The sequence below is a fragment of the Providencia rettgeri genome (assembly GCF_013702265.1).
GTDB lineage: Bacteria > Pseudomonadota > Gammaproteobacteria > Enterobacterales > Enterobacteriaceae > Providencia > Providencia zhijiangensis.
In genome coordinates this window covers 440,133-464,243 of record NZ_CP059348.1, presented here as the reverse complement: position 1 = coordinate 464,243, position 24,111 = coordinate 440,133, and the positions used below count along the sequence as shown (strand labels likewise).

Here is a 24,111-nt window from a genome sequence, read left to right as displayed (position 1 = left end):
AGTTATTATTTATCATTCTGTTAGGCTGAAATGGTCACGATTACTCCCAAATTACTCCCCGATCCTCTTCTTGATTCAGATCACAGATATGTCGAAATCTTCATTTTGATCATTGCAACAATTGTTTTTTCATTGAACAATGTTACCGGTAACATAAAGAGTACTGTTTGTATAATGGAGCCATTATCATGAGCAAAAATATTTCTGACGTCACACCTTCAACGAAGGTCAATGACCATATTTTACAGATCACCCAACGTATCATCGCGCGCTCGAAAGAGAGTCGAAAAGCGTATCTCGAAAAAATTGAACAGGCTCGTAGCAGTACTGTACATCGCGCTGAATTAGCGTGTGGGAATCTGGCTCATGGTTTTGCTGCCTGCCAAAGTGAAGAAAAAAGTATTCTCAAAAGCATGACTCGTTCCGATATCGCTATCATTAACTCCTATAACGACATGCTTTCCGCTCATCGCCCCTATGACCGCTACCCTGACCAATTGAAACAAGCGCTACTGGAAAATGGTGCGATTGGACAAGTAGCTGCGGGTGTTCCTGCCATGTGCGATGGTGTTACCCAAGGGCAAGATGGTATGGAGCTCTCATTACTGAGCCGCGATGTTATCGCGATGTCCACTGCCATCGGACTTTCCCACAATATGTTCGATGGCGCGCTCTATTTAGGGATCTGCGATAAAATTGTTCCGGGGCTGATGATGGGCGCGCTCTCTTTTGGGCACCTACCCGCAGTTTTTGTCCCTGCAGGCCCCATGAGCACTGGCTTACCCAACAAAGAAAAAGTGAGAATTCGTCAGCTATACGTTGAAGGGAAAGTTGACCGCAATGCATTACTTGATGCTGAAGCCGCGTCCTATCACAGCATTGGTACCTGCACATTTTACGGTACCGCAAACTCTAACCAAATGGTGATGGAAGTGATGGGGTTACACTTACCTGGCTCTTCCTTTGTTCCACCAGATTCCCCATTACGTGATGAACTCACTCGTGCTGCGGCTCGCCAAATTACACGCCTTACTGAGCAATCAGGAAATTATTTACCGATTGGTAAACTGGTTGATGAAAAAGTGATTGTAAATGGTATTGTGGCGCTTCTGGCAACAGGGGGATCCACCAATCTCACCATGCATCTGGTGGCGATTGCACGCGCCGCCGGCATTATTATCAATTGGGATGATTTCTCTGATCTTTCTGCTGTCGTTCCTCTGATTTGCCGAATTTATCCAAATGGCCAAGCTGATATTAACCAATTCCAAGCGGCCGGTGGCGTTCAGTTGTTGATCCGCCAGCTCCTTGCTAAAGGTTTACTCCATGATGACGTTCACACCGTCGCCGGGTTTGGGTTATCACGTTATACCCTCGAACCTTGGTTGGACAACGGTCAGTTATCTTGGCGCGAAGGGGCAAAAAATTCTTATGATCTTGAAGTGATTGCTGATATTGATCATCCTTTCTCCCATCACGGTGGGACTAAACTACTGTCTGGGAACCTTGGTCGCGCTGTGATGAAAACGTCAGCCGTTCCCGTTGAAAACCAAGTGATTGAAGCCCCAGCCATCGTGTTCAATAATCAAAATGATATTGCACCGCGTTTTGAAGCAGGCGAATTAGACAGAGACTGCGTCATTGTGGTTCGTTTCCAAGGACCATCTGCGAATGGCATGCCTGAATTACATAAATTAATGCCGCCACTCGGAGTATTATTGGACAAAGGCTATAAAGTGGCATTAGTCACTGACGGGCGATTGTCGGGAGCATCGGGCAAAGTACCTTCTGCTATTCATGTCACCCCAGAAGCTTACAATGGCGGCTTACTCGCCAAAGTCCAAGACGGTGATTTAATTCGCGTTAATGCATTAACGGGAGAAATTGAGCTTCTCGTCGACGAACACATTTTATCCGCTCGTCAACCTTATCAAGCCGACCTGAGTGCAGAACGAGTGGGTTGTGGTCGAGAGCTGTTTGGTGCATTAAGACAACATTTATCCGGCGCCGAAGAAGGTGCTTGTAGTATTAATGACTGACTGTATTAATTTTTAGTTTATGCCGCTTAATAGGATTTATTATGAATAATTGGAAAATGACTGCTGAAGATGTTCTAAAACAAGGTCCTGTTGTTCCTGTCATTGTGATCAAAAAACTCGAGCAAGCCGTTCCTTTAGCAAAAGCCTTACTCAAAGGCGGTATCAAAGTATTGGAAGTCACGTTAAGAACGGAATGCGCCATCGAAGCCATCCGACTTATTGCTGAAGAAGTCCCTGAAGCGATTGTAGGTGCCGGTACCGTTATCAATGCAAAACAGCTGGCTGAAGTGACCCAAGCGGGTGCGCAATTTGCTATCAGCCCAGGTTTAACGGACGAATTATTAGCGGCGGCAAATCAAGGCAGCATTCCATTAATTCCCGGAATTTCCACCGTATCTGAATTAATGGCGGGCATGAACTACGGACTTAAAGAATTCAAATTCTTCCCAGCCGAAGCCAATGGTGGCGTGAAAGCGCTCAAAGCGATTGCAGGGCCTTTCTCCCAAGTTCGCTTCTGCCCAACAGGCGGGATCTCCCTCGCAAATTACCGTGATTATCTCGCTCTAGACAGCGTGCTGTGTATTGGTGGCTCATGGTTAGTACCAGAAGATGCTCTGGAAAATGGCAACTACGATAAAATCACCGAATTAGCACAGCAAGCGGTGCAAGGCGCGCTGTAATTGCTAAGTTATGATGTGAGTGGTTGAGTTATAAAGTGGGTCATTGACCCACTTTCAATCAACTAAGCCGCAGAGATAGCGTGAAGAAATCGACGGCAAAAGCGCAGATCTTCCGAGTAAGCAAACACATCTTCTACATACCCATCCAAAATATGTTTTTGCAGTTTTTGCCAATAATCTGCGTTAAATAAATCTTGATGATGCAGCTGTAAATAATCTCTAACTTTCGGATCTTGGCATAAGAATTGCGCAAATTCTTCGGGGAAAACATCTTGCTCCCGTACGCTGTACCAAGGTTCACCAGAGAGCTCTTGCTCAGGGTAAAGTGGCTCAGGAATATGACGGAAATTCACCTCGGTCATATAGCAAATTTCATCATAATCATAAAATACCACCCGACCATGGCGCGTTACCCCAAAGTTTTTAAATAACATATCCCCCGGGAAAATATTAGCGGCAGCCAGCTGCTTGATGGCGCAACCATATTCTTCTATCGCGTGATAAAGCTGCTCATCCGATGCTTCATCCATAAAAATATTCAGCGGGATCATCTTACGTTCCATATAGAGATGACGAATTAATATTTTATCCCCCAAATCTTCAACCTGAGACGGCGCCTCCGTTAGTAACTCGCTCATTAGCCCATCACTGACAAAACGCTTTTCAATAATAAAGTTTTCAAACTCTTGAGTATCTGCCATGCGTCCCACTCGGTCGTGCTCTTTGACCATTTGATAGCACTCAAGCACTCGAGCTTTAGTCACTTCTTTTTGTGGCGCAAATTTATCTTTAATAATCTTAAATACCCGATCAAATGATGGTGCCGTAAACACCAACATCACCATCCCTTTCACGCCGGGGGCGAGGGTAAATTGTTCTCGTGAAAAATTTAAATACGCCAAATATTCTCGGTAATACTCTGTTTTACCGTGCTTTTGGCAACCAATCGCCATATACAACTCAGCGATTGATTTACTGGGTAAAATTTCACGTAACCAGAAAACTAGCCCAGCCGGAAACGGTGCATACACCATAAAATAGGAACGAGCGAAGCCAAACACTATACTCGCGTCATCAAACCCAGTTAAACACGCGTCTACATACATTTTACCGTCTTCATCATGGTGAATAGGCAATAGGAATGGGTAAACTTGGTGATTGATATATAGCTTCCCAACTAACCATGCGGCTTTATTCCGATAAAACAGCTCATTCGCCACATGCAATTGAGCACCCTGTTCAACAATCTCTGGGAAGCGCTGCCTTAGCGTTTCTACAATGCAATCAATATCAAAGGCTAAATTTCGCCACGTTAAGCGAATGGGCAACCCGCTTAAGATCCCATTAAATACCATTTCCATGTTCCCATTGAGCTTATATTCGCGAGCTAATGGTCTTGGTAAGGTGCAAAAGCGCCGTGCAGGTTGTGAAGTAAAGATAAACAGATTTTCTTGGGTCAGCTCTCGATGTTGAAACAGCCGGCAATATACTGAATTAAAAAAACTTTCAGCAATTTCAAAACGCGGGTAATCCGGTAGCAATGTCGCATAGACCTGTTTGATCCTTGCCAAATTATAAGGACTGAGCGATTGCACTAGCCCCATACACTGCAGCTGAGCAACGACAAGCCCCACGTGGTGATCATACAGTTTGATCCTTTGCTTCATCGCGTGTTGAACCGCATGCCAATCCCCGCGTTCAAAGCGTTCTTGAGCGCCCGAGGTGATTTCAAGAAATCGCCCATATTGCGCATCAAAGCCCTGCAAAATGGTTTGAGCGATGATCTGTTCAGTTTCGAGGGTCATCTTCACTCTCCCAATAAAAAACAGGCACTTACGTGCCTGAAAAGTCAAAAGATACACTTATGTCAACACACATACACCGAACAATAGGAACCGTAAATTTCTCCCCGATTAGAATTGCTCTTCTTCGGTCGAACCCGTTAATGCCGTAACTGAAGAACTCCCCCCTTGAATCACCGTCGTCACCTTATCAAAATAGCCAGTTCCCACTTCTTGCTGATGAGAAGAGAAGGTATAGCCTTTATTGATAGCGGCAAATTCACATTCCTGAACTTTATCAACATAGTGTTTCATTCCTTCGCCTTGTGCGTAAGCGTGAGCAAGGTCGAACATGTTGAACCACATGCTGTGAATTCCTGCCAAGGTAATAAACTGGAAGCGATAGCCCATGTCTGACAACTCTTGTTGGAAACGAGCAATGGTGCTGTCGTCCAAATTTTTCTTCCAGTTAAATGAAGGTGAACAGTTATAAGCTAATAATTTACCTGGGAATTTAGCGTGAATTGCCTCAGCAAATTGACGCGCAGCTTCCAGATCTGGCTTGGAAGTTTCACACCAGACTAAATCAGCATAAGGGGCATAGGCTAAGCCTCGGCTAATCGCTTGCTCTATCCCTGCCGTGGTACGGAAGAAACCTTCGGCCGTACGCTCACCCGTGATAAATGGCTCATCATAAGGGTCGCAATCTGATGTTAATAAATCAGCAGCGTCCGCATCCGTTCTAGCAACTAAGATAGTAGGAACACCGGAAACATCCGCCGCTAAGCGTGCTGCAACTAATTTTTGGATAGCTTCTTGGGTTGGTACTAAGACTTTCCCGCCCATATGGCCACATTTTTTCACTGCCGCCAATTGATCCTCAAAGTGTACCGCCGCTGCGCCCGCTTCAATCATATGCTTCATCAGTTCAAACGCATTCAGTACCCCACCAAAGCCAGCTTCCGCATCCGCAACGATAGGTAAAAAGAAATCGATGTATTCTTTATTATCGGGACCAATGCCATTCGCCCACTGAATTTGATCCGCGCGACGGAATGTATTGTTGATCCGCTGAACCACGTTCGGCACTGAGTCCACAGGGTAGAGTGATTGGTCTGGATACATGCTGGATGCTGAGTTCGCATCTGCCGCTACCTGCCAACCAGAGAGATAAACAGCTTCAATTCCCGCTTTTGCTTGTTGCAATGCTTGCCCGCCCGTTAATGCACCTAATGCATTTACATAGCCTTTCTTCGCGCCGCCATTTAGCTGTGCCCAAAAGCGTTCAGCTCCTTTACGAGCTAATGTATGCTCAGGATTGACCGAGCCACGTAATTTGATCACTTCTTCGGCTGCATAAGGGCGAGTAATGCCTTTCCAGCGTGATTTTTTCCACTCATTTTCCAATTGAGCAATCTGTTCTAAGCGCGATGTTGTCATGATTTACGTCCTTTCTTGTTATCTGTCTTTGTAGGGTAATTGGGTGCTATCTGCATTCGTTAACTTGGCTAATCAAGTAATTGGTAGCCCGGTATCGTTAAGAACTCGATCAATTCATCTTGGGTTGTGATTCGGCGCATCAGCTCACTCGCTTCTTTGAATCGCCCACTTTGAAAACGATGATCACCAAGCTCTTTTTGGATGACTTGCAACTCTTCATCCAGCATCTCTTCAAATAACGCTTTCGTGACTTTCATGCCGTTCGATAGTGATTTGCCATGACGGATCCACTGCCAAATTGATGTCCGCGAAATTTCAGCGGTCGCCGCATCCTCCATCAAACCGTAGATAGGCACGCAGCCATTTCCTGAAATCCATGCTTCAATGTATTGCACCGCCACGCGAATATTGGCGCGCATACCCGCTTCGGTTCTTTCGCCCTCACAAGGTTTTAGTAACTGTTGCGCGGTGATTTCAGCATCATTTTCACGTCGGATATTCAGCTGGTTTTTTCGCTCGCCTAATGCTTCGTTGAAAACCGCCATGACGGTATCAGCCAAACCTGGGTGTGCAATCCATGAACCATCATGACCATTACGCGCTTCCAGTTCTTTATCCGCTTTAACTTTGGCAAGAATCGCTTGGTTTTCCTGTGCATCTTTACTTGGAATAAAGGCGGACATTCCCCCCATCGCGAATGCTCCGCGACGATGACAGGTTTTGATCAGCAGACGTGAATAGGCGCTTAAAAATTCCTGTGTCATAGTGACCGATTGTCTATCCGGTAAAACGCGGTCCGCATGCTCTTTCAATGTTTTGATGTAGCTGAAAATGTAGTCCCAACGCCCACAGTTAAGCCCAACAATGTGGTGGCGCATGTGGTACAAAATTTCATCCATCTGGAAAACCGCAGGGAGTGTTTCAATTAACACTGTGGCTTTGATAGTCCCGCGTGGTAAGCCTACATAATCTTCTGCGGCGCTAAACACATCGCTCCACCATTGAGCCTCCTGCCAAGATTCCAGCTTCGGAATATAGAAATAAGGGCCACTTCCCTTCGCCAGTAATGCCTGAAAGTTATTGAAAAAGTAGAGTGCGAAATCAAACAGCCCACCGGGTATCGGTTGGTTATCAACAAGCACATGTTTTTCATCTAAATGCAGTCCACGTACTCGGGCGATCAACACAGCGGGATTAGATTTCAGCTGATAAACTTTGCCATTTTCATTGGTGTAAGATATTTCGCCGGTGATCGCATCGCGTAAGTTGATTTGCCCATCAATCAACCTTTCCCATGATGGCGATAAAGAGTCCTCAAAATCAGCCATAAATACTTTTACGTTAGCATTCAATGCGTTGATCACCATTTTCCGATCAACTGGCCCAGTAATTTCTATACGACGATCTTGTAAATCGTCAGGAATATTTTGAATCTTCCAATCTGCATTTTTAATGGAATTAGATTCCATAATAAAATCAGGTAAACTTCCTGCATCAATCCCTTTTTGGCGATGTACTCTATCTTTGAGTAGCTGCTCTCTTCTTGGCAAGAAACCTTCAACGAGATAAGAGATAAAACCAATAGAATCAGCATTTAATATCTGTTTTGCTTGCTGAGAAAATGCTTTCTTGAAGGTTAAATCTGAAATAGATAACTGCTGATCCATTGTTTTTTCCTCACTCATGGCTGGCTATGAATTAAGAGTAAACTCAAAAAACAAATAAATCAAAAACGGTTTCCATTTTAATTTAAATTAATTTTATCTATTTGATCTAAAAAGAGATATTTACTATTTTTATTTTGCTTTTAATTTCTATTACAAAAAACAAAGTGTTAAATATTAGTTAAATCATAGGGTTGTGTATTGGTGAGATTTTTTTTGTTAAAAATAAAAAATGAACAAATAGGCAAAAAATGGTTATTTATTCATCTAAATAAAGAAGGAAATCTTGATTTAAAGGCCAAATAATTTTGATTATTCAGCCTTATATTCTGAGATATGACCAGTTAACTGGCATTAAGTGAGTTTTTTAATCTAAAGTCGGTTCCATGTGAGTAAGATCAAATGGTGTGATCTGATACACATAATAATTGAGCCAATTGGAGAATAACAAGTGGCCATGACTACGCCAACGAACTTCCGATGAATTATTCGGATCATCATTTTTGAAATAATTACACGGCAGTTCAGGTGTAATCCCCGCATCCACATCACGCCAATATTCTTGGGATAATGTCTCTGCATCGTACTCAGGATGTCCCGTGACAAATGCCAAACGCTTATCTTTTGATGCAAATAAGTACGCTCCTGCTTCCGGTGAACTGGCTAAAATATCAAGGTCTGTGTTCTGACGAATATAGTCTTCAGGGAAATCGGCATAACGGGAGTGCGGCGCATAAAAAGAAGCATCAAATCCTCGAGTTAATAACGCGTAAGGCTCTAATGTTTCGTGTGAATATACCCCAGAAAGTTTCTCTTTACGGGTTAATTTAGGTAAATCATACAATACGTTAAGCGCAGCTTGAACAGCCCAGCAAACAAACAATGTTGAAGTTACATGCTCTTTTGCCCATGCAATCACGCGCTCTATTTGTTCCCAATAACACACGTCAGCAAATTCAACTAAGCCGAGCGGAGCACCTGTGACAATTAATCCATCAAAATTTTGGTGTTTAATATCTTCAAAGTCACAGTAAAAATTGTTCAAATGTTCCGTTGGTGTATTCTTAGATTCTCGCTGATCAATGCGTAGAAGCTGGATGTCGACTTGCAATGGCGTGTTTGATAGCAACCGTAAAAATTGGTTTTCAGTCTCAATTTTTTTAGGCATTAAGTTCAGTATCAGTACTTTCAAGGGACGGATCTCCTGAAGGCTTGCTCTCGTCGTGGTCATGACAAAAACATTTTCTTCACGCAAGAAATTAACTGCTGGTAGCTCATCAGGCAGGCGAATTGGCATGGTTCATCCCCTTAAATATACTTTATACGTTTAGACTTCTAGAATGCTAAACAATCTAACCAATGTAACTCTACTTGTCGAGCGTTTCAAAGCAAGTTGAAATAATTTCAAGCGATGGTCAGTGTTATAGGAATATTGAGAGTCTAGCAAACTGATAACTCAATGATATCCAGACTTTTTATTACAGCTTAATAGCTAAAATGGCTTAGACTTTTTTGATCTGAAATAGAGTGGATTTTAAGACTTATTGTTTCTTGAATAATGATTTTCGGGTGGTAGGTTTTGCATAGTCGCCTTTAAATGCAGGTAGTCAGAGAGTAAGAATAACGGAATTTGTAAGATCTGAAGGTGTCTGTTTCGATAATAGTGCCTCAGAGGATGACAATCTGGCCTTTTATCGCCTATTTTTCATGCCCCAAACGCAAAAAAGCCACCCAATGGGTGGCTTCTCGGCTAATTTAATGTCTGGCAGTTCCCTACTCTCACATGGGGAGACCCCACACTACCATCGGCGCTACGGCGTTTCACTACTGAGTTCGGCATGGGGTCAGGTGGGACCACCGCGCTATTGCCGCCAGACAAATTCTGTTTATTCCCGTTTAGCCTTTAATCCACTAAACCAGAATATCAATCCTGAACAAGCTGTCGTGTCCACCTCTCGGCGTCCCACTTCATTGAATCAACTTCATCTCTCAATCTCGAAAACACCTTCGGTGTTGTCAGGTTAAGCCTCACGGTTCATTAGTATTGGTTAGCTCAACGTATCGCTACGCTTACACACCCAACCTATCAACGTCTTAGTCTTAAACGTTCCTTTAGGACCCTTAAAGAGTCAGGGAAGACTCATCTCAAGGCAAGTTTCCCGCTTAGATGCTTTCAGCGGTTATCTCTTCCGCACTTAGCTACCGGGCAATGCCATTGGCATGACAACCCGAACACCAGTGGTGCGTCCACTCCGGTCCTCTCGTACTAGGAGCAGCCCCTTTCAATCTTCCAACGCCCACGGCAGATAGGGACCGAACTGTCTCACGACGTTCTAAACCCAGCTCGCGTACCACTTTAAACGGCGAACAGCCGTACCCTTGGGACCTACTTCAGCCCCAGGATGTGATGAGCCGACATCGAGGTGCCAAACACCGCCGTCGATATGAACTCTTGGGCGGTATCAGCCTGTTATCCCCGGAGTACCTTTTATCCGTTGAGCGATGGCCCTTCCATACAGAACCACCGGATCACTAAGACCTACTTTCGTACCTGCTCGAGCCGTCACTCTCGCAGTCAAGCTGGCTTATGCCTTTGCACTAACCGCATGATGTCCGACCATGCTTAGCCAACCTTCGTGCTCCTCCGTTACTCTTTGGGAGGAGACCGCCCCAGTCAAACTACCCACCAGACACTGTCCGCACCCCAGATAATGGGGCTACGTTAGAACATCAAACATTAAAGGGTGGTATTTCAAGGTTGGCTCCACGCAGACTGGCGTCCACGCTTCAAAGCCTCCCACCTATCCTACACATCAAGGCTCAATGTTCAGTGTCAAGCTATAGTAAAGGTTCACGGGGTCTTTCCGTCTTGCCGCGGGTACACTGCATCTTCACAGCGAGTTCAATTTCACTGAGTCTCGGGTGGAGACAGCCTGGCCATCATTACGCCATTCGTGCAGGTCGGAACTTACCCGACAAGGAATTTCGCTACCTTAGGACCGTTATAGTTACGGCCGCCGTTTACTGGGGCTTCGATCAAGAGCTTCTCCTTACGGATAACCCCATCAATTAACCTTCCAGCACCGGGCAGGCGTCACACCGTATACGTCCACTTTCGTGTTTGCACAGTGCTGTGTTTTTAATAAACAGTTGCAGCCAGCTGGTATCTGCGACTGGCTTCAGCTCCATGGGTAAACCACTTCACCTAATGCCAGCGTGCCTTCTCCCGAAGTTACGGCACCATTTTGCCTAGTTCCTTCACCCGAGTTCTCTCAAGCGCCTGAGTATTCTCTACCTGACCACCTGTGTCGGTTTGGGGTACGATTAATGATAATCTAGAGCTTAGAGGCTTTTCCTGGAAGCGGGGTATGAGCTACTTCGCCACCGTAGTGACTCGTCATCAGACCTCAGCATATAGTGAACCGGATTTGCCTAATTCACCTGCCTACATCCTTAAACCGGGACAACCGTCGCCCGGCCAGCCTAACCTTCTCCGTCCCCCCATCGCAATTATCACCAGTACGGGAATATTAACCCGTTTCCCATCGACTACGCATTTCTGCCTCGCCTTAGGGGTCGACTCACCCTGCCCCGATTAACGTTGGACAGGAACCCTTGGTCTTCCGGCGTGCGGGTTTTTCACCCGCATTATCGTTACTTATGTCAGCATTCGCACTTCTGATACCTCTAGCATGCCTCACAGCACACCTTCACAGGCTTACAGAACGCTCCCCTACCCAACAATATTTACATATCGCTGCCGCAGCTTCGGTGCATAGTTTAGCCCCGTTACATCTTCCGCGCAGGCCGACTCGACCAGTGAGCTATTACGCTTTCTTTAAATGATGGCTGCTTCTAAGCCAACATCCTGGCTGTCTGAGCCTTCCCACTTCGTTTCCCACTTAACTATGACTTTGGGACCTTAGCTGGCGGTCTGGGTTGTTTCCCTCTTCACGACGAACGTTAGCACCCGCCGTGTGTCTCCCGTGATAACATTCTTCGGTATTCGTAGTTTGCATCGAGTTGGTAAGTCGGGATGACCCCCTAGTCGAAACAGTGCTCTACCCCCGAAGATGAGTTCACGAGGCGCTACCTAAATAGCTTTCGGGGAGAACCAGCTATCTCCCGGTTTGATTGGCCTTTCACCCCCAGCCACAAGTCATCCGCTAATTTTTCAACATTAGTCGGTTCGGTCCTCCAGTTAGTGTTACCCAACCTTCAACCTGCCCATGGCTAGATCACCGGGTTTCGGGTCTATACCCTGCAACTCATTCGCCCAGTTAAGACTCGGTTTCCCTACGGCTCCCCTATACGGTTAACCTTGCTACAGAATATAAGTCGCTGACCCATTATACAAAAGGTACGCAGTCACACCACAAGGGTGCTCCCACTGCTTGTACGTACACGGTTTCAGGTTCTATTTCACTCCCCTCGCCGGGGTTCTTTTCGCCTTTCCCTCACGGTACTGGTTCACTATCGGTCAATCAGGAGTATTTAGCCTTGGAGGATGGTCCCCCCATATTCAGACAGGATAACACGTGTCCCGCCCTACTCGTCGAGTTCACAACACTAACACCTTCGGATACGGGGCTATCACCCTTTACTGCCGGCCTTTCCAGACCGTTCTCCTGATGCTAATGCTGATTAAGACTCTGGGCTGCTCCCCGTTCGCTCGCCGCTACTAGGGGAATCTCGGTTGATTTCTTTTCCTCGAGGTACTGAGATGTTTCAGTTCCCTCGGTTCGCCTCGTTTGACTATGTATTCATCAAACGATAGTGCAACGAATTGCACTGGGTTTCCCCATTCGGAAATCGTCGGTTATAACGGTTCATATCACCTTACCGACGCTTATCGCAGATTAGCACGTCCTTCATCGCCTCTGATTGCCTAGGCATCCACCGTGTACGCTTAGTCGCTTAACCTCACAACCCGAAGGTGTCTTTTATCAACTGACCCGACGGCCAATTGAACACATTCAAGTTGAGATTTTTGAGAGACTCTCACATTGTTTAAGCGATAAACAATGTGCGTTGTTTTCAATTTTCAGCTTGTTCCAGATTGTTAAAGAGCATAATTGTTAAACCAACTACAACGTAATTGGCTTAATCATTATTTGTGGGGAACGTCTTTCACTCATTCTCCGCGCAATTGGCGTCCCCTAGGGGATTCGAACCCCTGTTACCGCCGTGAAAGGGCGGTGTCCTAGGCCTCTAGACGAAGGGGACACTACAGTCAGCTTCGCAGACGCGCTTTTTGCTCTACTTTCTATCAGACAATCTGTGTGAGCACTTCACAAGTACACTTCAATGGTAAGGAGGTGATCCAACCGCAGGTTCCCCTACGGTTACCTTGTTACGACTTCACCCCAGTCATGAATCACAAAGTGGTAAGCGCCCTCCCGAAGGTTAAGCTACCTACTTCTTTTGCAACCCACTCCCATGGTGTGACGGGCGGTGTGTACAAGGCCCGGGAACGTATTCACCGTAGCATTCTGATCTACGATTACTAGCGATTCCGACTTCATGGAGTCGAGTTGCAGACTCCAATCCGGACTACGACGTACTTTATGAGTTCCGCTTGCTCTCGCGAGGTCGCTTCTCTTTGTATACGCCATTGTAGCACGTGTGTAGCCCTACTCGTAAGGGCCATGATGACTTGACGTCATCCCCACCTTCCTCCGGTTTATCACCGGCAGTCTCCTTTGAGTTCCCACCATCACGTGCTGGCAACAAAGGATAAGGGTTGCGCTCGTTGCGGGACTTAACCCAACATTTCACAACACGAGCTGACGACAGCCATGCAGCACCTGTCTCAGAGTTCCCGAAGGCACTAAAGCATCTCTGCTAAATTCTCTGGATGTCAAGAGTAGGTAAGGTTCTTCGCGTTGCATCGAATTAAACCACATGCTCCACCGCTTGTGCGGGCCCCCGTCAATTCATTTGAGTTTTAACCTTGCGGCCGTACTCCCCAGGCGGTCGATTTAACGCGTTAGCTCCGGAAGCCACTCCTCAAGGGAACAACCTCCAAATCGACATCGTTTACAGCGTGGACTACCAGGGTATCTAATCCTGTTTGCTCCCCACGCTTTCGCACCTGAGCGTCAGTCTTTGTCCAGGGGGCCGCCTTCGCCACCGGTATTCCTCCACATCTCTACGCATTTCACCGCTACACATGGAATTCTACCCCCCTCTACAAGACTCTAGCTGACCAGTCTTAGATGCCATTCCCAGGTTAAGCCCGGGGATTTCACATCTAACTTAATCAACCGCCTGCGTGCGCTTTACGCCCAGTAATTCCGATTAACGCTTGCACCCTCCGTATTACCGCGGCTGCTGGCACGGAGTTAGCCGGTGCTTCTTCTGTTGGTAACGTCAATCGTTGATGATATTAGCATCAACGCCTTCCTCCCAACTGAAAGTACTTTACAACCCTAAGGCCTTCTTCATACACGCGGCATGGCTGCATCAGGCTTGCGCCCATTGTGCAATATTCCCCACTGCTGCCTCCCGTAGGAGTCTGGGCCGTGTCTCAGTCCCAGTGTGGCTGATCATCCTCTCAGACCAGCTAGGGATCGTCGCCTTGGTGAGCCATTACCTCACCAACTAGCTAATCCCATATGGGTTCATCCGATAGCGCAAGGACCGAAGTTCCCCTGCTTTGCTCCTTAGAGATTATGCGGTATTAGCTACCGTTTCCAGTAGTTATCCCCCTCTATCGGGCAGATCCCCATACATTACTCACCCGTCCGCCGCTCGTCAGCGAGAAGCAAGCTTCCCCTGTTACCGCTCGACTTGCATGTGTTAGGCCTGCCGCCAGCGTTCAATCTGAGCCATGATCAAACTCTTCAATTAAAAAGCTTGATGCTCAAAGAATGTTTACTGTCGTTTGATTTCCGAAGAAACCAAATTACCTATTAGTTCATATATATGAATTAACGTGTTAGTCACTCTTCAAGACTTAAAATCAAATATTTTTTTGATAGTGTCCTGTGAGTGCCCACACAGATTGTCTGATAAATTGTTAAAGAGCGGTGCGACATTTCTTGAGAAATTCGACTCAGTTTTTATCAACTTAGGTCGTTGCCGCGAGGTGGCGTATATTACGCTTTCCTCAGTGAGAGTCAAGCATTTTTTTTTGCTTAATCTTTTCAGATTCTCTCGCTGCCGGTTCAGTGTCCATCGCGCTTTGCGTTGGCTTGTTCCCGGTCAGTGGATGCGCATTATAGGGAGTCGCAGAAATCCTGCAACCCTTTTTTTAAGATTTTTTACGGTTTTTAGTTCAACTGCTGCATTCCACAGCAAAACCCCTATTTATACCCACTTACACACAGATTTATCCACAGACTGAAAAAATAGTGAAAATAGTTCGCGCATTACGCAAACGTTTGCGCTACAATTAGCGCGAAAATTCGGCATTGATTTTATTTTGATGCTCTGAAATTGTTAGTGACTTATATATAGATATTGCTTCTTTATCCAAATCCAAGGGATCTCTCTCATGCAACAGCTTCGTCCTATTCGCCGTGCCCTGCTTAGTGTGTCTGATAAAACAGGGGTTGTTGAATTCGCTAAGGCGCTTTCTCACCGTGGTGTTGAACTGCTTTCTACCGGTGGAACCGCTAAATTATTAGCAGAGCAAGGCCTTAAGGTCACTGAAGTTTCAGATTACACCGGTTTTCCTGAAATGATGGATGGTCGCGTTAAGACTCTGCACCCGAAAGTTCACGGTGGGATCTTAGGTCGTCGCGGTAAAGATGATGCCATCATGCAGCAGCATAACATCGCACCTATTGATATGGTGGTTGTGAACCTTTATCCATTTGCTCAAACCGTCGCAAAACCAAACTGCACATTAGAAGATGCCGTTGAGAATATCGATATTGGTGGCCCAACTATGGTTCGCTCCGCAGCGAAGAACCATAAAGACGTGGCTATCGTGGTTAACAGTAATGACTATGACAAAATCATCGAAGAGATGGATAACCACGAAAATTCCCTGAACTGGTCAACACGCTTTGACTTAGCTATTAAAGCATTCGAGCACACTGCCGCTTATGACAGCATGATTGCTAACTACTTTGGTGAGCTGGTCGCGCCATATCACGGTGATACTACTCAGCCATCAGGTCGTTTCCCTCGTACCCTGAATTTAAACTTCATTAAGAAGCAAGATATGCGCTATGGCGAAAACAGCCATCAAGACGCGGCTTTCTATATAGAAGAAAATCCAAAAGAAGCGTCGATTGCCACTGCGAACCAAATTCAAGGTAAAGCACTTTCTTATAATAATATCGCAGACACCGATGCCGCTCTTGAGTGTGTTAAATCTTTCGATGAGCCTGCCTGCGTTATTGTTAAGCATGCTAACCCTTGTGGTGTTGCCATTGGTGACAATATCCATGCCGCTTATGATAAAGCATTCAAGACTGACCCAACCTCAGCATTCGGTGGCATCATTGCGTTTAACCGTCAATTAGATAAAGCTACCGCAGAAGCCATTATTGAACGCCAATTTGTTGAAGTGATCATTGCCCCTTCAATTGCTGAAGATGCATTACCTTCTTTATCTACCAAGCAAAACGTACGCGTTCTAGTGTGTGGTGAGTGGAGCAAGCCTGTTGCTGGTTTAGATTTCAAACGTGTGAATGGCGGTTTACTGGTTCAAGATCGTGACTTAGGTATGGTCGAAGCGGAAGATTTACGCGTCGTGACCACACGCCAGCCAACTGAGCGTGAATTGAAAGACGCACTGTTCTGCTGGAAAGTGGCTAAATTCGTGAAATCAAATGCGATTGTTTATTCTAAGAATGACATGACTATCGGTATTGGTGCAGGCCAAATGAGCCGTGTGTACTCTGCTAAGATTGCAGGGATCAAAGCTGCTGATGAAGGTTTAGAAGTCGCAGGCTGTGCAATGGCATCCGATGCATTCTTCCCATTCCGCGATGGCATCGATGCCGCTGCCTCTGTAGGCGTGACTTGCGTTATTCAACCAGGTGGATCTATTCGTGATGATGAAGTGATTGCCGCTGCCAATGAACATGGCATCGCAATGATCTTCACTAACATGCGTCACTTCCGTCACTAATTGCTAGGGGTTTCTATGAATATACTGATTATTGGTGGTGGCGGCCGCGAGCACGCTTTAGCATGGAAAGCCGCACAATCTCCATTAGCAGATAAAGTGTATGTTGCGCCGGGTAACGCGGGTACTGCACTGGAACCTGCTCTGGAAAATGTCGATATCTCAGCAACTGACATTGATGGCTTACTCCAATTTGCCAAAGACAAGCAAATCGGTTTAACCATCGTAGGCCCTGAAGCACCATTGGTTATCGGTGTTGTTGATGCATTCAAGCAAGCTGGCTTAACCATTTTTGGGCCAACTCAAGGTGCTGCGCAGTTAGAAGGTTCTAAAGCGTTCACCAAAGATTTCTTAGCGCGTCACAGCATTCCGACCGCAGCTTATGAAAACTTTACGGAAATTGAGCCTGCTTTGGCTTATTTAGATAAAGTTGGCGCACCTATCGTTATCAAGGCTGATGGTTTGGCTGCGGGTAAAGGCGTGATTGTGGCGATGACGCTGCAAGAAGCTAAAGATGCCGTCCATGATATGCTAGCTGGCAATGCATTCGGTGATGCGGGTCATCGTATCGTTATCGAAGAGTTCCTTGATGGCGAAGAAGCGAGTTTCATCGTCATGGTAGATGGTGAAAATGTCATTCCGATGGCAACCAGCCAAGACCATAAACGTGTTGGCGATGGCGATACTGGCTTAAACACTGGCGGTATGGGTGCATATTCCCCAGCGCCAGTGGTGACAGATACGGTTCATCAACGTGTTATGGAGCAAGTCATTTATCCAACCGTTAAAGGAATGGATCAGGAAGGGAACCGTTATCAAGGTTTCTTATATGCAGGTTTGATGATTGATAAAGCGGGCAATCCGAAAGTTATCGAGTTTAACTGCCGTTTTGGCGACCCAGAAACTCAGCCAATTATGATGCGCTTACAATCTGATTTAGTCGCTCTGTGTTTAGCGGGTGCTAAAGGCGAACTCGCAGGTAAAGATTCCCTGTGGGATGAACGTCCAGCGCTAGGTATCGTGATTGCGGCAGGTGGATATCCAGGTGATTATCGCAATGGTGATGTGATTTCGGGTCTACCAACGTCAGAAGCAGCTGATAGCAAAGTGTTCCACGCAGGTACCAAGCTAAACCAAGCAGGCGAAGTCGTCACTGCCGGCGGACGCGTTCTGTGTGTCACTGCGTTAGGTAATGACATCGCAAAAGCCCAAGCTAAAGCGTACGAAGTTGCCAAGACTATCAATTGGTCTGGCAGCTTCTATCGCAACGATATCGGCTACCGTGCCATCGCCCGCATCAAGTAATAGAACAAATAATAGAAACAAATAACCCACAAGCTGATAAGAGGAAACTTTTATCAGCTTTTTGCTTTTCTGTTTCTTGTTTTTACCTTTGACCTTCACCCAGCCAATGGCTCTAAGTATTTCGAAGCATAGCTAGGCGGCGAGGTTACTTATGCCCAGGAGCATAGATAACTATGTGACTGGGTTAAGTCACCGAAGCCAACAACGCTAGGATTTGAAAGACGACGAGCGGTTATCTATAAACTATCTTTAGAAGGTTGCCAGCTGCAAAAATTAGTATCCGCCACCATCAAAAGCTGACTTCCCTCTGGTGACTCCAGCCACGCCAAATTCAGCTCTTTCGTCCAGACTTTGGCTCTATCATCAAGCCATTTCTGTGCATACGGTTCGAAAGTAACATCGCGCTTTTCACCATCACAAGTGGTGATTTTACCTTGCTTCCAATACCCTTGATGTAGCTCTACGCCACCCACAATCAGTGCGGTATTAATATTCAAGATACGGTCAGCTTCAAAGCGCCAACGGCTAATTTCATCAGAGGAAAGCGGGGTTTTGATATTATTTTGCGCGCGCTGCATAAACACAATTTCATTATCTTTACTAAAGCGCAGTTGTTCCGTGATGTTGTTATCCCCTTGATTGAGGACTTGGCTGCGGATTTGCCACAATTTGCCATCACGATATTCGAAGAAATTGACGGAGGTGTCGGTTCGTTTATAGGGGCTATACACCACCATTAAGACCAACGGCTGACTCTTCGCATCATTCAGTCTCCACATTCGAATTACGCCTTCATCGGCAATAAATCCGCTGGCACTAAACTCAGGGAGTCGAGGCGAATTAGAAGAACAGGCGCTTAGTATTGAGACTGCTCCCAACACCAGCAACCTTTGGCGAATAAACAAAAGGGGTAACTTCATACCCCCTCTGATAATTCTCGTAGACAATGTACTTATTTTACAGCGTCTTTCAGTGCTTTACCGGCAGAGAATGCTGGTACAGTTGTTGCAGGAATTTGGATTTCTGCTTTAGTTTGTGGGTTACGACCGGTACGAGCTGCACGGTGGCTAACTTTAAAAGTACCGAAACCGACCAGTTGTACTGCTTCGCCGCTTTTCAGAGAATCTGAAATTGCGCTCAGAGTTGCTTCTAAAGCTGCTTTAGCTTGAGTTTTAGTCAGATCTGCTGATTCTGCGATAGCATCAACTAATTCAGTCTTGTTCATAAATTATCCTTACACAGTGTGTTTATCGTTTGCAAAGCATCGAGTGCGTCGGATATGCCAGATAGACAGCCCCTGATACACGCCCCCGATAGCCACTTCTTCTCGCCCCTAAATGTAGAACAGAGTAGGGGTAAATGTGAAGTCTTAGTACACAGCATTACTGCTTTAAGTCACGTTTTCGCACTTAAAAGTGCAAAATTTACGCGACAGTAATGCCGATATTGCTGACACCCGCTTCGCGGAGGTCAGATTTTAATCCTTTAATTAACTCTAAGTCTCGTTCTTCGCAAGCGGCTAATAAGCGGAAAATGTCCCATTGAATGTCCCACTCTTCTTCCACAGCAGGCACCACTTTTAGCTCTTCATCGGTCATTTCACGCCCTGCTTGAGTCATTTCAAGCATAGCAACAGTACGAATCGATGCTTCACTGACTAAGATTGCGTGCTCAAGGGTTTCACCACTCAGTTTTGCATGAATGAGTTCACCTAAAGCAATACAAGCGTCGATAGCGGGATAAACACCGTACATATCGAAGTCATCGGCGACTGGAATAATTTCTTCTAACTTCTCTAACTGATTGTCGAAATTGACTTTGCTATCTTTGATAACCAAGGTTTCCCAAACTAAATCAAGGATGGCACGATAAACCTTCGCATCAGCAAATTCAGTTTGCTGGCAAAACATTTGATAATTAGGATACATTCTCTCGCACAGGGATGCCATGAAGGTCATATGCTGCCAGCTTTCTAGTTTCTCTAACCTCAAATGAATAGGATTTCTTAACATAATTTCTGACTCATCAATCTCAATACTTCGCAGTTTACCTGAAAATCTGCCAATGCCACATATTTTGCTGATAATTAGCCAATTTTCTCATTCATTCGCTTAAAAAATGTGCGATTCGAAGCGATTCCATCAGCAAAACGGGTCGGTTCTGGCAATCTATACCCCTGAATACACCGTTTTACCCACTCTAGCGAGGAAATAAAACTGACTTTGTGACCCGGAGAAAGATATAAAGGATTACAGCGTTTCTTACTGCGATAAACCCACCCTAATTGCTCTTGAGCCGCTTTCAACATTTCGACACTTTCAGGTTCAGCATTGAGTTCGACAACATCACCACATAAACGGCTTTTTGCTACCCCTATCGTCGCTACATCGGCCAATAATCCAAAATGACAAGCCACCCCAAAACGCCGCGGATGAGCAATACCTTGACCATCCACCAGCACTAAGTCGGGCTTGTGTTGGATTTTTTCCCACGCAGCCATTAATCCTGGGACTTCACGAAACGAGAGCAACCCGGGTATATAGGGTAATTGAGTTGGGATCCGTGCTATTTGATACTCCACCAATTGCAGCTCAGGCCATGAAAGCACCACAATCACTGCGCGAGTCACAGTGCCGTCTTGCTCAAAACCGACATCCGCACCACCAATAAAACGCGGCGGGAGAAACTCGTCGTGCAAAATGACTTGTTGAGCTAGCTCTACCTGCTGTTGTCGCAACTGCTGAGTATCAATTGCCATCATGGAACCATTATTAATAAGGATTAATCATAGATGATAATGATGCACTTACAAGATCCTGTAAATACATCGCTTAAATCAGAGATACAAATAGCGGCAAATCACTGCAAAGTGACGCCGCTATTGGGAATGAAAGGCTATTGGTGATATTGACGAGAGAAACGGTGAACCGCGTCCACAAACGCACCCGCATGTTCAGGCGCTACATCTTGATGAATACCATGACCTAAATTGAAGACATGCCCTTCACCTTGACCAAAGCCCGCTAAAATATGCTGTACTTCTTGCTCAATACGCGCAGGTGGCGCATATAACATTGAAGGGTCCATATTGCCTTGCAGCGCCACTTTGTCACCAACACGGCGACGAGCATCTGCAATTTCGGTCGTCCAATCCAAACCTAGCGCATCACAGCCTGTTGCCGCCATCTCTTCTAACCACTGACCGCCACCTTTGGTAAATAGGGTCACAGGCACTCGACGGCCGTCATTTTCACGGATTAAACCATCGACAATTTTGTGCATGTAGTGCAGGGAGAATTCCAGATAATCACGCTTAGTTAACACGCCGCCCCACGTATCGAAAATCATCAGGGATTGCGCGCCAGCACGCACTTGAGCATTCAGATACAAAATCACGCTATCTGCCAGCTTATCCAGCAGCAAATGCAGCGTTTTTGGATCTTCATACATCATTTTTTTGATTTTAGTGAACGCTTTGCTACTGCCACCTTCAACCATATAGGTCGCTAATGTCCACGGGCTACCCGAGAAACCAATCAGTGGCACATCACCATTTAAGGCTCTGCGAATGGCACGAACTGCGTCCATCACATAACCCAGTTCCTGTTCAGGATCAGGGATTGGAATATTATTAACATCGGCAGCACTGGCTACTGGTCTTTCAAAACGAGGGCCTTCACCAGCTTCGAAATAGAGCCCCAGCCCCATCGCATCAGGAATGGTTAGAATATCAGAGAATAAAATTGCGGCGTCTAATGGAAAACGACGAAGTGGCTGTAATGTGACTTCACACGCTAACTCCGTATTTTTACACAAAGCAATAAAATCACCAGCTTCTGCACGAGTTGCTTTATATTCTGGTAGGTAACGCCCTGCTTGACGCATCATCCATACTGGGGTCACATCTACAGGCTGGCGTAGCAACGCACGTAGATAGCGGTCATTTTTCAACTCAGTCATTATTTACTCCATTATTATTGTGGCCGCCGCAAATGGCTAAGGCGCCATATTATACCAGCAAAGGGAAACAATATCAGCGCCAGCGCAATTAGTGGTTATCTTCATCAAATTGACGACATAGCACCACACTATCTTCAATTAATCGCCGAGCTATTGTATCTCCCGGCGGGATCAGCGGCAGTGAGTTATAGTGATACCAGTTAGCGCTCACTAACTCTTTAGGATCCACTTGAATGTCCCCACTATCATAATCCGCTAAAAAGCCCATCATCAGCGAGTGTGGGAATGGCCAAGGCTGGGAAGAGACATAACGAATATTGCGTACTTTTATATGGCTCTCTTCCATCACTTCGCGAGCCACCGCCTCTTCTAAGGTTTCCCCCACTTCCACAAACCCTGCCAGCACTGTGAACAGCGGATTTTGTGAATGGCGACGGTGTTGTGCCAGCAAAATATGATCATCGCGGCGTATACCAACGATAATACATGGGGCAATTTGTGGATAATAACGTTCATGGCAGTGGTCGCACAGGCACGCCCATTCCGTTGAACTGTGGCGCATCGCCGTTCCGCAATATCCACAGTAACGATGAGAGCGATAAAATTCCGCGAGCTGTACACCACGCCCTGCGAGGCGAAATAGCCCTTCATCTTGGGAAGCGACCACGCGAGGCGAAGCCATATCCGATGACATTTTTTCAGCAATCAGCCAGACAATTTCCCCTTGCCACTCACCGATCGGAGTCGCGAGTTTTCCCGTTAATCCAAACTGCTGTGCAGCACCTCTAGGTACATCACCTTGGGGCAACCACAACCGACCCGCAAAGCAGACAAACCACCAGCCGCTTTCGGTTCCTGCTAATGTGTGTTTATTCATTCTGTTTCTCTATTTCAGCACGCTGAGTTGCGGTTAAAGATACGCTTGTTTTATAGATTGTCATACAACCGTTTGATTCGTCACTACCCTTTCACGATTTTGACACTTTTTAGACATTTAAAAGTCACAGCATCTAAAAAGTGTCACACAACTGTCAATTCATTGTCATCTCGAATAATTAGCATGCCAACTAACCAATACGGCGACTCTTACAGAGAGAAACAAGATGAAAGCTATCGTACCTGCAATTTTACTGTCACTCAGTGCGTCTCAAATGGCATTTGCGGCTGACAGCGATTTAACCCAACTTATCGAAGCTGCAAAGAAAGAAGGCCAAGTTTATAGCGTCGGGATGCCTGATACATGGGCGAACTGGAAAGGCACATGGCAGGATTTATCGACAGAATACGGTTTAAAGCATCAAGATACAGACATGAGCTCTGCGCAGGAAATTGCAAAGTTTGCCGCTGAAAAAAATAACGCCACCGCAGATATCGGTGATGTCGGCGCGTCATTTGGCCCTGTTGCTGTGCAAAAAGGCGTGACTCAGCCGTACAAACCGACCACTTGGTCACAAGTACCTGATTGGGCAAAAGATAAAGACGGTCACTGGGCGTTGGCTTACACTGGTACTATCGCGTTTATGATCAATAAAGACTTAGTCAAAGACGCACCAAAAAGCTGGGATGATTTACTTAAAGGAAAATACAAAGTCACCGTTGGGGATGTAGGCATTGCTGCACAAGCCAACAACGCCGTATTGGCTGCCGCTTTTGCTCGTGGTGGTGATGAAAATAACCTGAAGCCTGCCATTGAATTCTTTGGCGAATTAGCAAAACAGAAGCGTTTATCCGTCAATGACCCAACGGTTGCCAACATCGAAAAAGGCGAAGTGGAAGTGGGAATTTTATGGGACTTCAACGCACTGAACTACCGTGACCAAATCAACCGCGACCGCTTTATTGTGGTGATCCCATCCGATGGCAGCGTTATCTCCGGCTACACCACCATCATCAATAAATTTGCTAAAAACCCAAATGCCGCGAAATTAGCCCGCGAGTTTATCTTCAGTGATAAAGGACAAATCAACCTTGCAGAAGGTTATGCGCGCCCAATTCGTGCTCAATACCTGACACTGCCTGCGGATATCCAAGCCAAATTACTGCCAGATGAGCAATACAAAAATGTTCACCCGATTAAAGATGCTGAAGGCTGGGAAAAGTCATCACGCAACTTACCGAAAATGTGGCAGCAGCAAGTATTAATTCACCAGCAATAAT

The 24,111-nt window shown here is 45.9% G+C and carries 15 protein-coding genes, 1 tRNA gene and 3 rRNA genes; 5 read left to right on the top strand and 14 right to left on the bottom strand.

What is annotated here, in order from left to right:
• Positions 1-188: 188 nt before the first annotated feature.
• Both edd and H0913_RS02100 read left to right on the top strand, forming a co-directional pair.
• Positions 189-2,039 carry a phosphogluconate dehydratase gene (gene edd, locus H0913_RS02105; RefSeq protein WP_181477906.1) on the top strand — a complete coding sequence of 617 codons (1,851 nt, stop codon included), beginning with the start codon at positions 189-191 and terminating at the stop codon, positions 2,037-2,039.
• Between the two features lie 41 nt (positions 2,040-2,080).
• Entirely contained in the window at positions 2,081-2,719 is a 639-nt protein-coding gene (locus H0913_RS02100; RefSeq protein WP_108479271.1) for a bifunctional 4-hydroxy-2-oxoglutarate aldolase/2-dehydro-3-deoxy-phosphogluconate aldolase, read from the top strand.
• Between the two features lie 62 nt (positions 2,720-2,781).
• On the opposite strand, the gene aceK is transcribed toward H0913_RS02100, so the two are convergent.
• From aceK to H0913_RS02060, 8 genes are all read right to left on the bottom strand, one after another.
• The gene (gene aceK / locus H0913_RS02095) at positions 2,782-4,524 is read right to left on the bottom strand and encodes a bifunctional isocitrate dehydrogenase kinase/phosphatase (protein WP_181477905.1); all 1,743 of its coding nucleotides are present in this window, start codon (positions 4,522-4,524) and stop codon (positions 2,782-2,784) included.
• Between the two features lie 108 nt (positions 4,525-4,632).
• Entirely contained in the window at positions 4,633-5,940 is a 1,308-nt protein-coding gene (aceA, locus tag H0913_RS02090; protein ID WP_181477904.1) for an isocitrate lyase, read from the bottom strand.
• A gap of 68 nt (positions 5,941-6,008) precedes the next feature.
• The gene (gene aceB / locus H0913_RS02085; protein WP_181477903.1) at positions 6,009-7,607 is read right to left on the bottom strand and encodes a malate synthase A; all 1,599 of its coding nucleotides are present in this window, start codon (positions 7,605-7,607) and stop codon (positions 6,009-6,011) included.
• Positions 7,608-7,971: 364 nt separating this feature from the next.
• The gene (gene metA, locus H0913_RS02080) at positions 7,972-8,901 is read right to left on the bottom strand and encodes a homoserine O-acetyltransferase MetA (RefSeq protein ID WP_181477902.1); all 930 of its coding nucleotides are present in this window, start codon (positions 8,899-8,901) and stop codon (positions 7,972-7,974) included.
• A gap of 463 nt (positions 8,902-9,364) precedes the next feature.
• Positions 9,365-9,480: ribosomal RNA gene (gene rrf, locus H0913_RS02075) — 5S ribosomal RNA — on the bottom strand.
• A 141-nt stretch (positions 9,481-9,621) separates the two neighbouring features.
• Positions 9,622-12,527 (bottom strand): 23S ribosomal RNA (locus tag H0913_RS02070).
• Between the two features lie 227 nt (positions 12,528-12,754).
• Positions 12,755-12,830 (bottom strand) — tRNA-Glu (locus tag H0913_RS02065).
• A gap of 85 nt (positions 12,831-12,915) precedes the next feature.
• Positions 12,916-14,456: ribosomal RNA gene (locus tag H0913_RS02060) — 16S ribosomal RNA — on the bottom strand.
• The 16S, 23S and 5S rRNA genes sit together here with 1 tRNA gene alongside, the layout of an rRNA operon.
• Before the next feature lie 646 nt (positions 14,457-15,102).
• On the opposite strand from H0913_RS02060, the gene purH reads away from it, so the two are divergent.
• Together purH and purD are read left to right on the top strand one after the other, a co-directional pair.
• Positions 15,103-16,692: a bifunctional phosphoribosylaminoimidazolecarboxamide formyltransferase/IMP cyclohydrolase gene (gene purH, locus H0913_RS02055; RefSeq protein ID WP_154638825.1), complete on the top strand. Its 1,590-nt coding sequence runs from the start codon at positions 15,103-15,105 to the stop codon at positions 16,690-16,692.
• A gap of 15 nt (positions 16,693-16,707) precedes the next feature.
• Positions 16,708-17,994, top strand: coding sequence for a phosphoribosylamine--glycine ligase (gene purD / locus H0913_RS02050; protein ID WP_154603131.1), 1,287 nt, complete (start codon positions 16,708-16,710; stop codon positions 17,992-17,994).
• 236 nt (positions 17,995-18,230) lie between these two features.
• Here purD and H0913_RS02045 read toward each other — a convergent pair whose 3' ends face one another.
• The 6 genes from H0913_RS02045 to nudC form a co-directional block, all read right to left on the bottom strand.
• Positions 18,231-18,914 (bottom strand): DUF1481 domain-containing protein, encoded by a 684-nt coding sequence (locus tag H0913_RS02045; protein WP_154638826.1) that lies wholly within the window; start codon positions 18,912-18,914, stop codon positions 18,231-18,233.
• A 32-nt stretch (positions 18,915-18,946) separates the two neighbouring features.
• Positions 18,947-19,219: an HU family DNA-binding protein gene (locus tag H0913_RS02040; RefSeq protein WP_006657071.1), complete on the bottom strand. Its 273-nt coding sequence runs from the start codon at positions 19,217-19,219 to the stop codon at positions 18,947-18,949.
• A 199-nt stretch (positions 19,220-19,418) separates the two neighbouring features.
• Positions 19,419-20,006: a YjaG family protein gene (locus tag H0913_RS02035; RefSeq protein ID WP_036953566.1), complete on the bottom strand. Its 588-nt coding sequence runs from the start codon at positions 20,004-20,006 to the stop codon at positions 19,419-19,421.
• Between the two features lie 74 nt (positions 20,007-20,080).
• Positions 20,081-20,752 carry a deoxyribonuclease V gene (gene nfi, locus H0913_RS02030; RefSeq protein WP_181478650.1) on the bottom strand — a complete coding sequence of 224 codons (672 nt, stop codon included), beginning with the start codon at positions 20,750-20,752 and terminating at the stop codon, positions 20,081-20,083.
• A gap of 137 nt (positions 20,753-20,889) precedes the next feature.
• Positions 20,890-21,954 (bottom strand): uroporphyrinogen decarboxylase, encoded by a 1,065-nt coding sequence (hemE, locus tag H0913_RS02025; RefSeq protein WP_181477901.1) that lies wholly within the window; start codon positions 21,952-21,954, stop codon positions 20,890-20,892.
• Between the two features lie 88 nt (positions 21,955-22,042).
• Positions 22,043-22,831 carry an NAD(+) diphosphatase gene (nudC, locus tag H0913_RS02020; RefSeq protein ID WP_154603135.1) on the bottom strand — a complete coding sequence of 263 codons (789 nt, stop codon included), beginning with the start codon at positions 22,829-22,831 and terminating at the stop codon, positions 22,043-22,045.
• Between the two features lie 226 nt (positions 22,832-23,057).
• Between nudC and H0913_RS02015 the strand changes: the two genes are divergently transcribed.
• On the top strand, positions 23,058-24,110 hold the full coding sequence (locus H0913_RS02015; RefSeq protein WP_154626077.1) for an ABC transporter substrate-binding protein: 1,053 nt from the start codon (positions 23,058-23,060) through the stop codon (positions 24,108-24,110).
• Position 24,111 lies beyond the last annotated feature (1 nt).

What these genes read in the sequence shown, in the direction of transcription:
- edd (WP_181477906.1), top strand. Translation starts at nt 189, where the DNA reads ATGAGCAAAAATATTTCTGACGTCACACCTTCAACGAAGGTCAATGAC.
- H0913_RS02100 (WP_108479271.1), top strand. Translation starts at nt 2,081, where the DNA reads ATGAATAATTGGAAAATGACTGCTGAAGATGTTCTAAAACAAGGTCCT.
- aceK (WP_181477905.1), bottom strand. Translation starts at nt 4,524, where the DNA reads ATGACCCTCGAAACTGAACAGATCATCGCTCAAACCATTTTGCAGGGC.
- aceA (WP_181477904.1), bottom strand. Translation starts at nt 5,940, where the DNA reads ATGACAACATCGCGCTTAGAACAGATTGCTCAATTGGAAAATGAGTGG.
- aceB (WP_181477903.1), bottom strand. Translation starts at nt 7,607, where the DNA reads ATGGATCAGCAGTTATCTATTTCAGATTTAACCTTCAAGAAAGCATTT.
- metA (WP_181477902.1), bottom strand. Translation starts at nt 8,901, where the DNA reads ATGCCAATTCGCCTGCCTGATGAGCTACCAGCAGTTAATTTCTTGCGT.
- purH (WP_154638825.1), top strand. Translation starts at nt 15,103, where the DNA reads ATGCAACAGCTTCGTCCTATTCGCCGTGCCCTGCTTAGTGTGTCTGAT.
- purD (WP_154603131.1), top strand. Translation starts at nt 16,708, where the DNA reads ATGAATATACTGATTATTGGTGGTGGCGGCCGCGAGCACGCTTTAGCA.
- H0913_RS02045 (WP_154638826.1), bottom strand. Translation starts at nt 18,914, where the DNA reads ATGAAGTTACCCCTTTTGTTTATTCGCCAAAGGTTGCTGGTGTTGGGA.
- H0913_RS02040 (WP_006657071.1), bottom strand. Translation starts at nt 19,219, where the DNA reads ATGAACAAGACTGAATTAGTTGATGCTATCGCAGAATCAGCAGATCTG.
- H0913_RS02035 (WP_036953566.1), bottom strand. Translation starts at nt 20,006, where the DNA reads ATGTTAAGAAATCCTATTCATTTGAGGTTAGAGAAACTAGAAAGCTGG.
- nfi (WP_181478650.1), bottom strand. Translation starts at nt 20,752, where the DNA reads ATGGCAATTGATACTCAGCAGTTGCGACAACAGCAGGTAGAGCTAGCT.
- hemE (WP_181477901.1), bottom strand. Translation starts at nt 21,954, where the DNA reads ATGACTGAGTTGAAAAATGACCGCTATCTACGTGCGTTGCTACGCCAG.
- nudC (WP_154603135.1), bottom strand. Translation starts at nt 22,831, where the DNA reads ATGAATAAACACACATTAGCAGGAACCGAAAGCGGCTGGTGGTTTGTC.
- H0913_RS02015 (WP_154626077.1), top strand. Translation starts at nt 23,058, where the DNA reads ATGAAAGCTATCGTACCTGCAATTTTACTGTCACTCAGTGCGTCTCAA.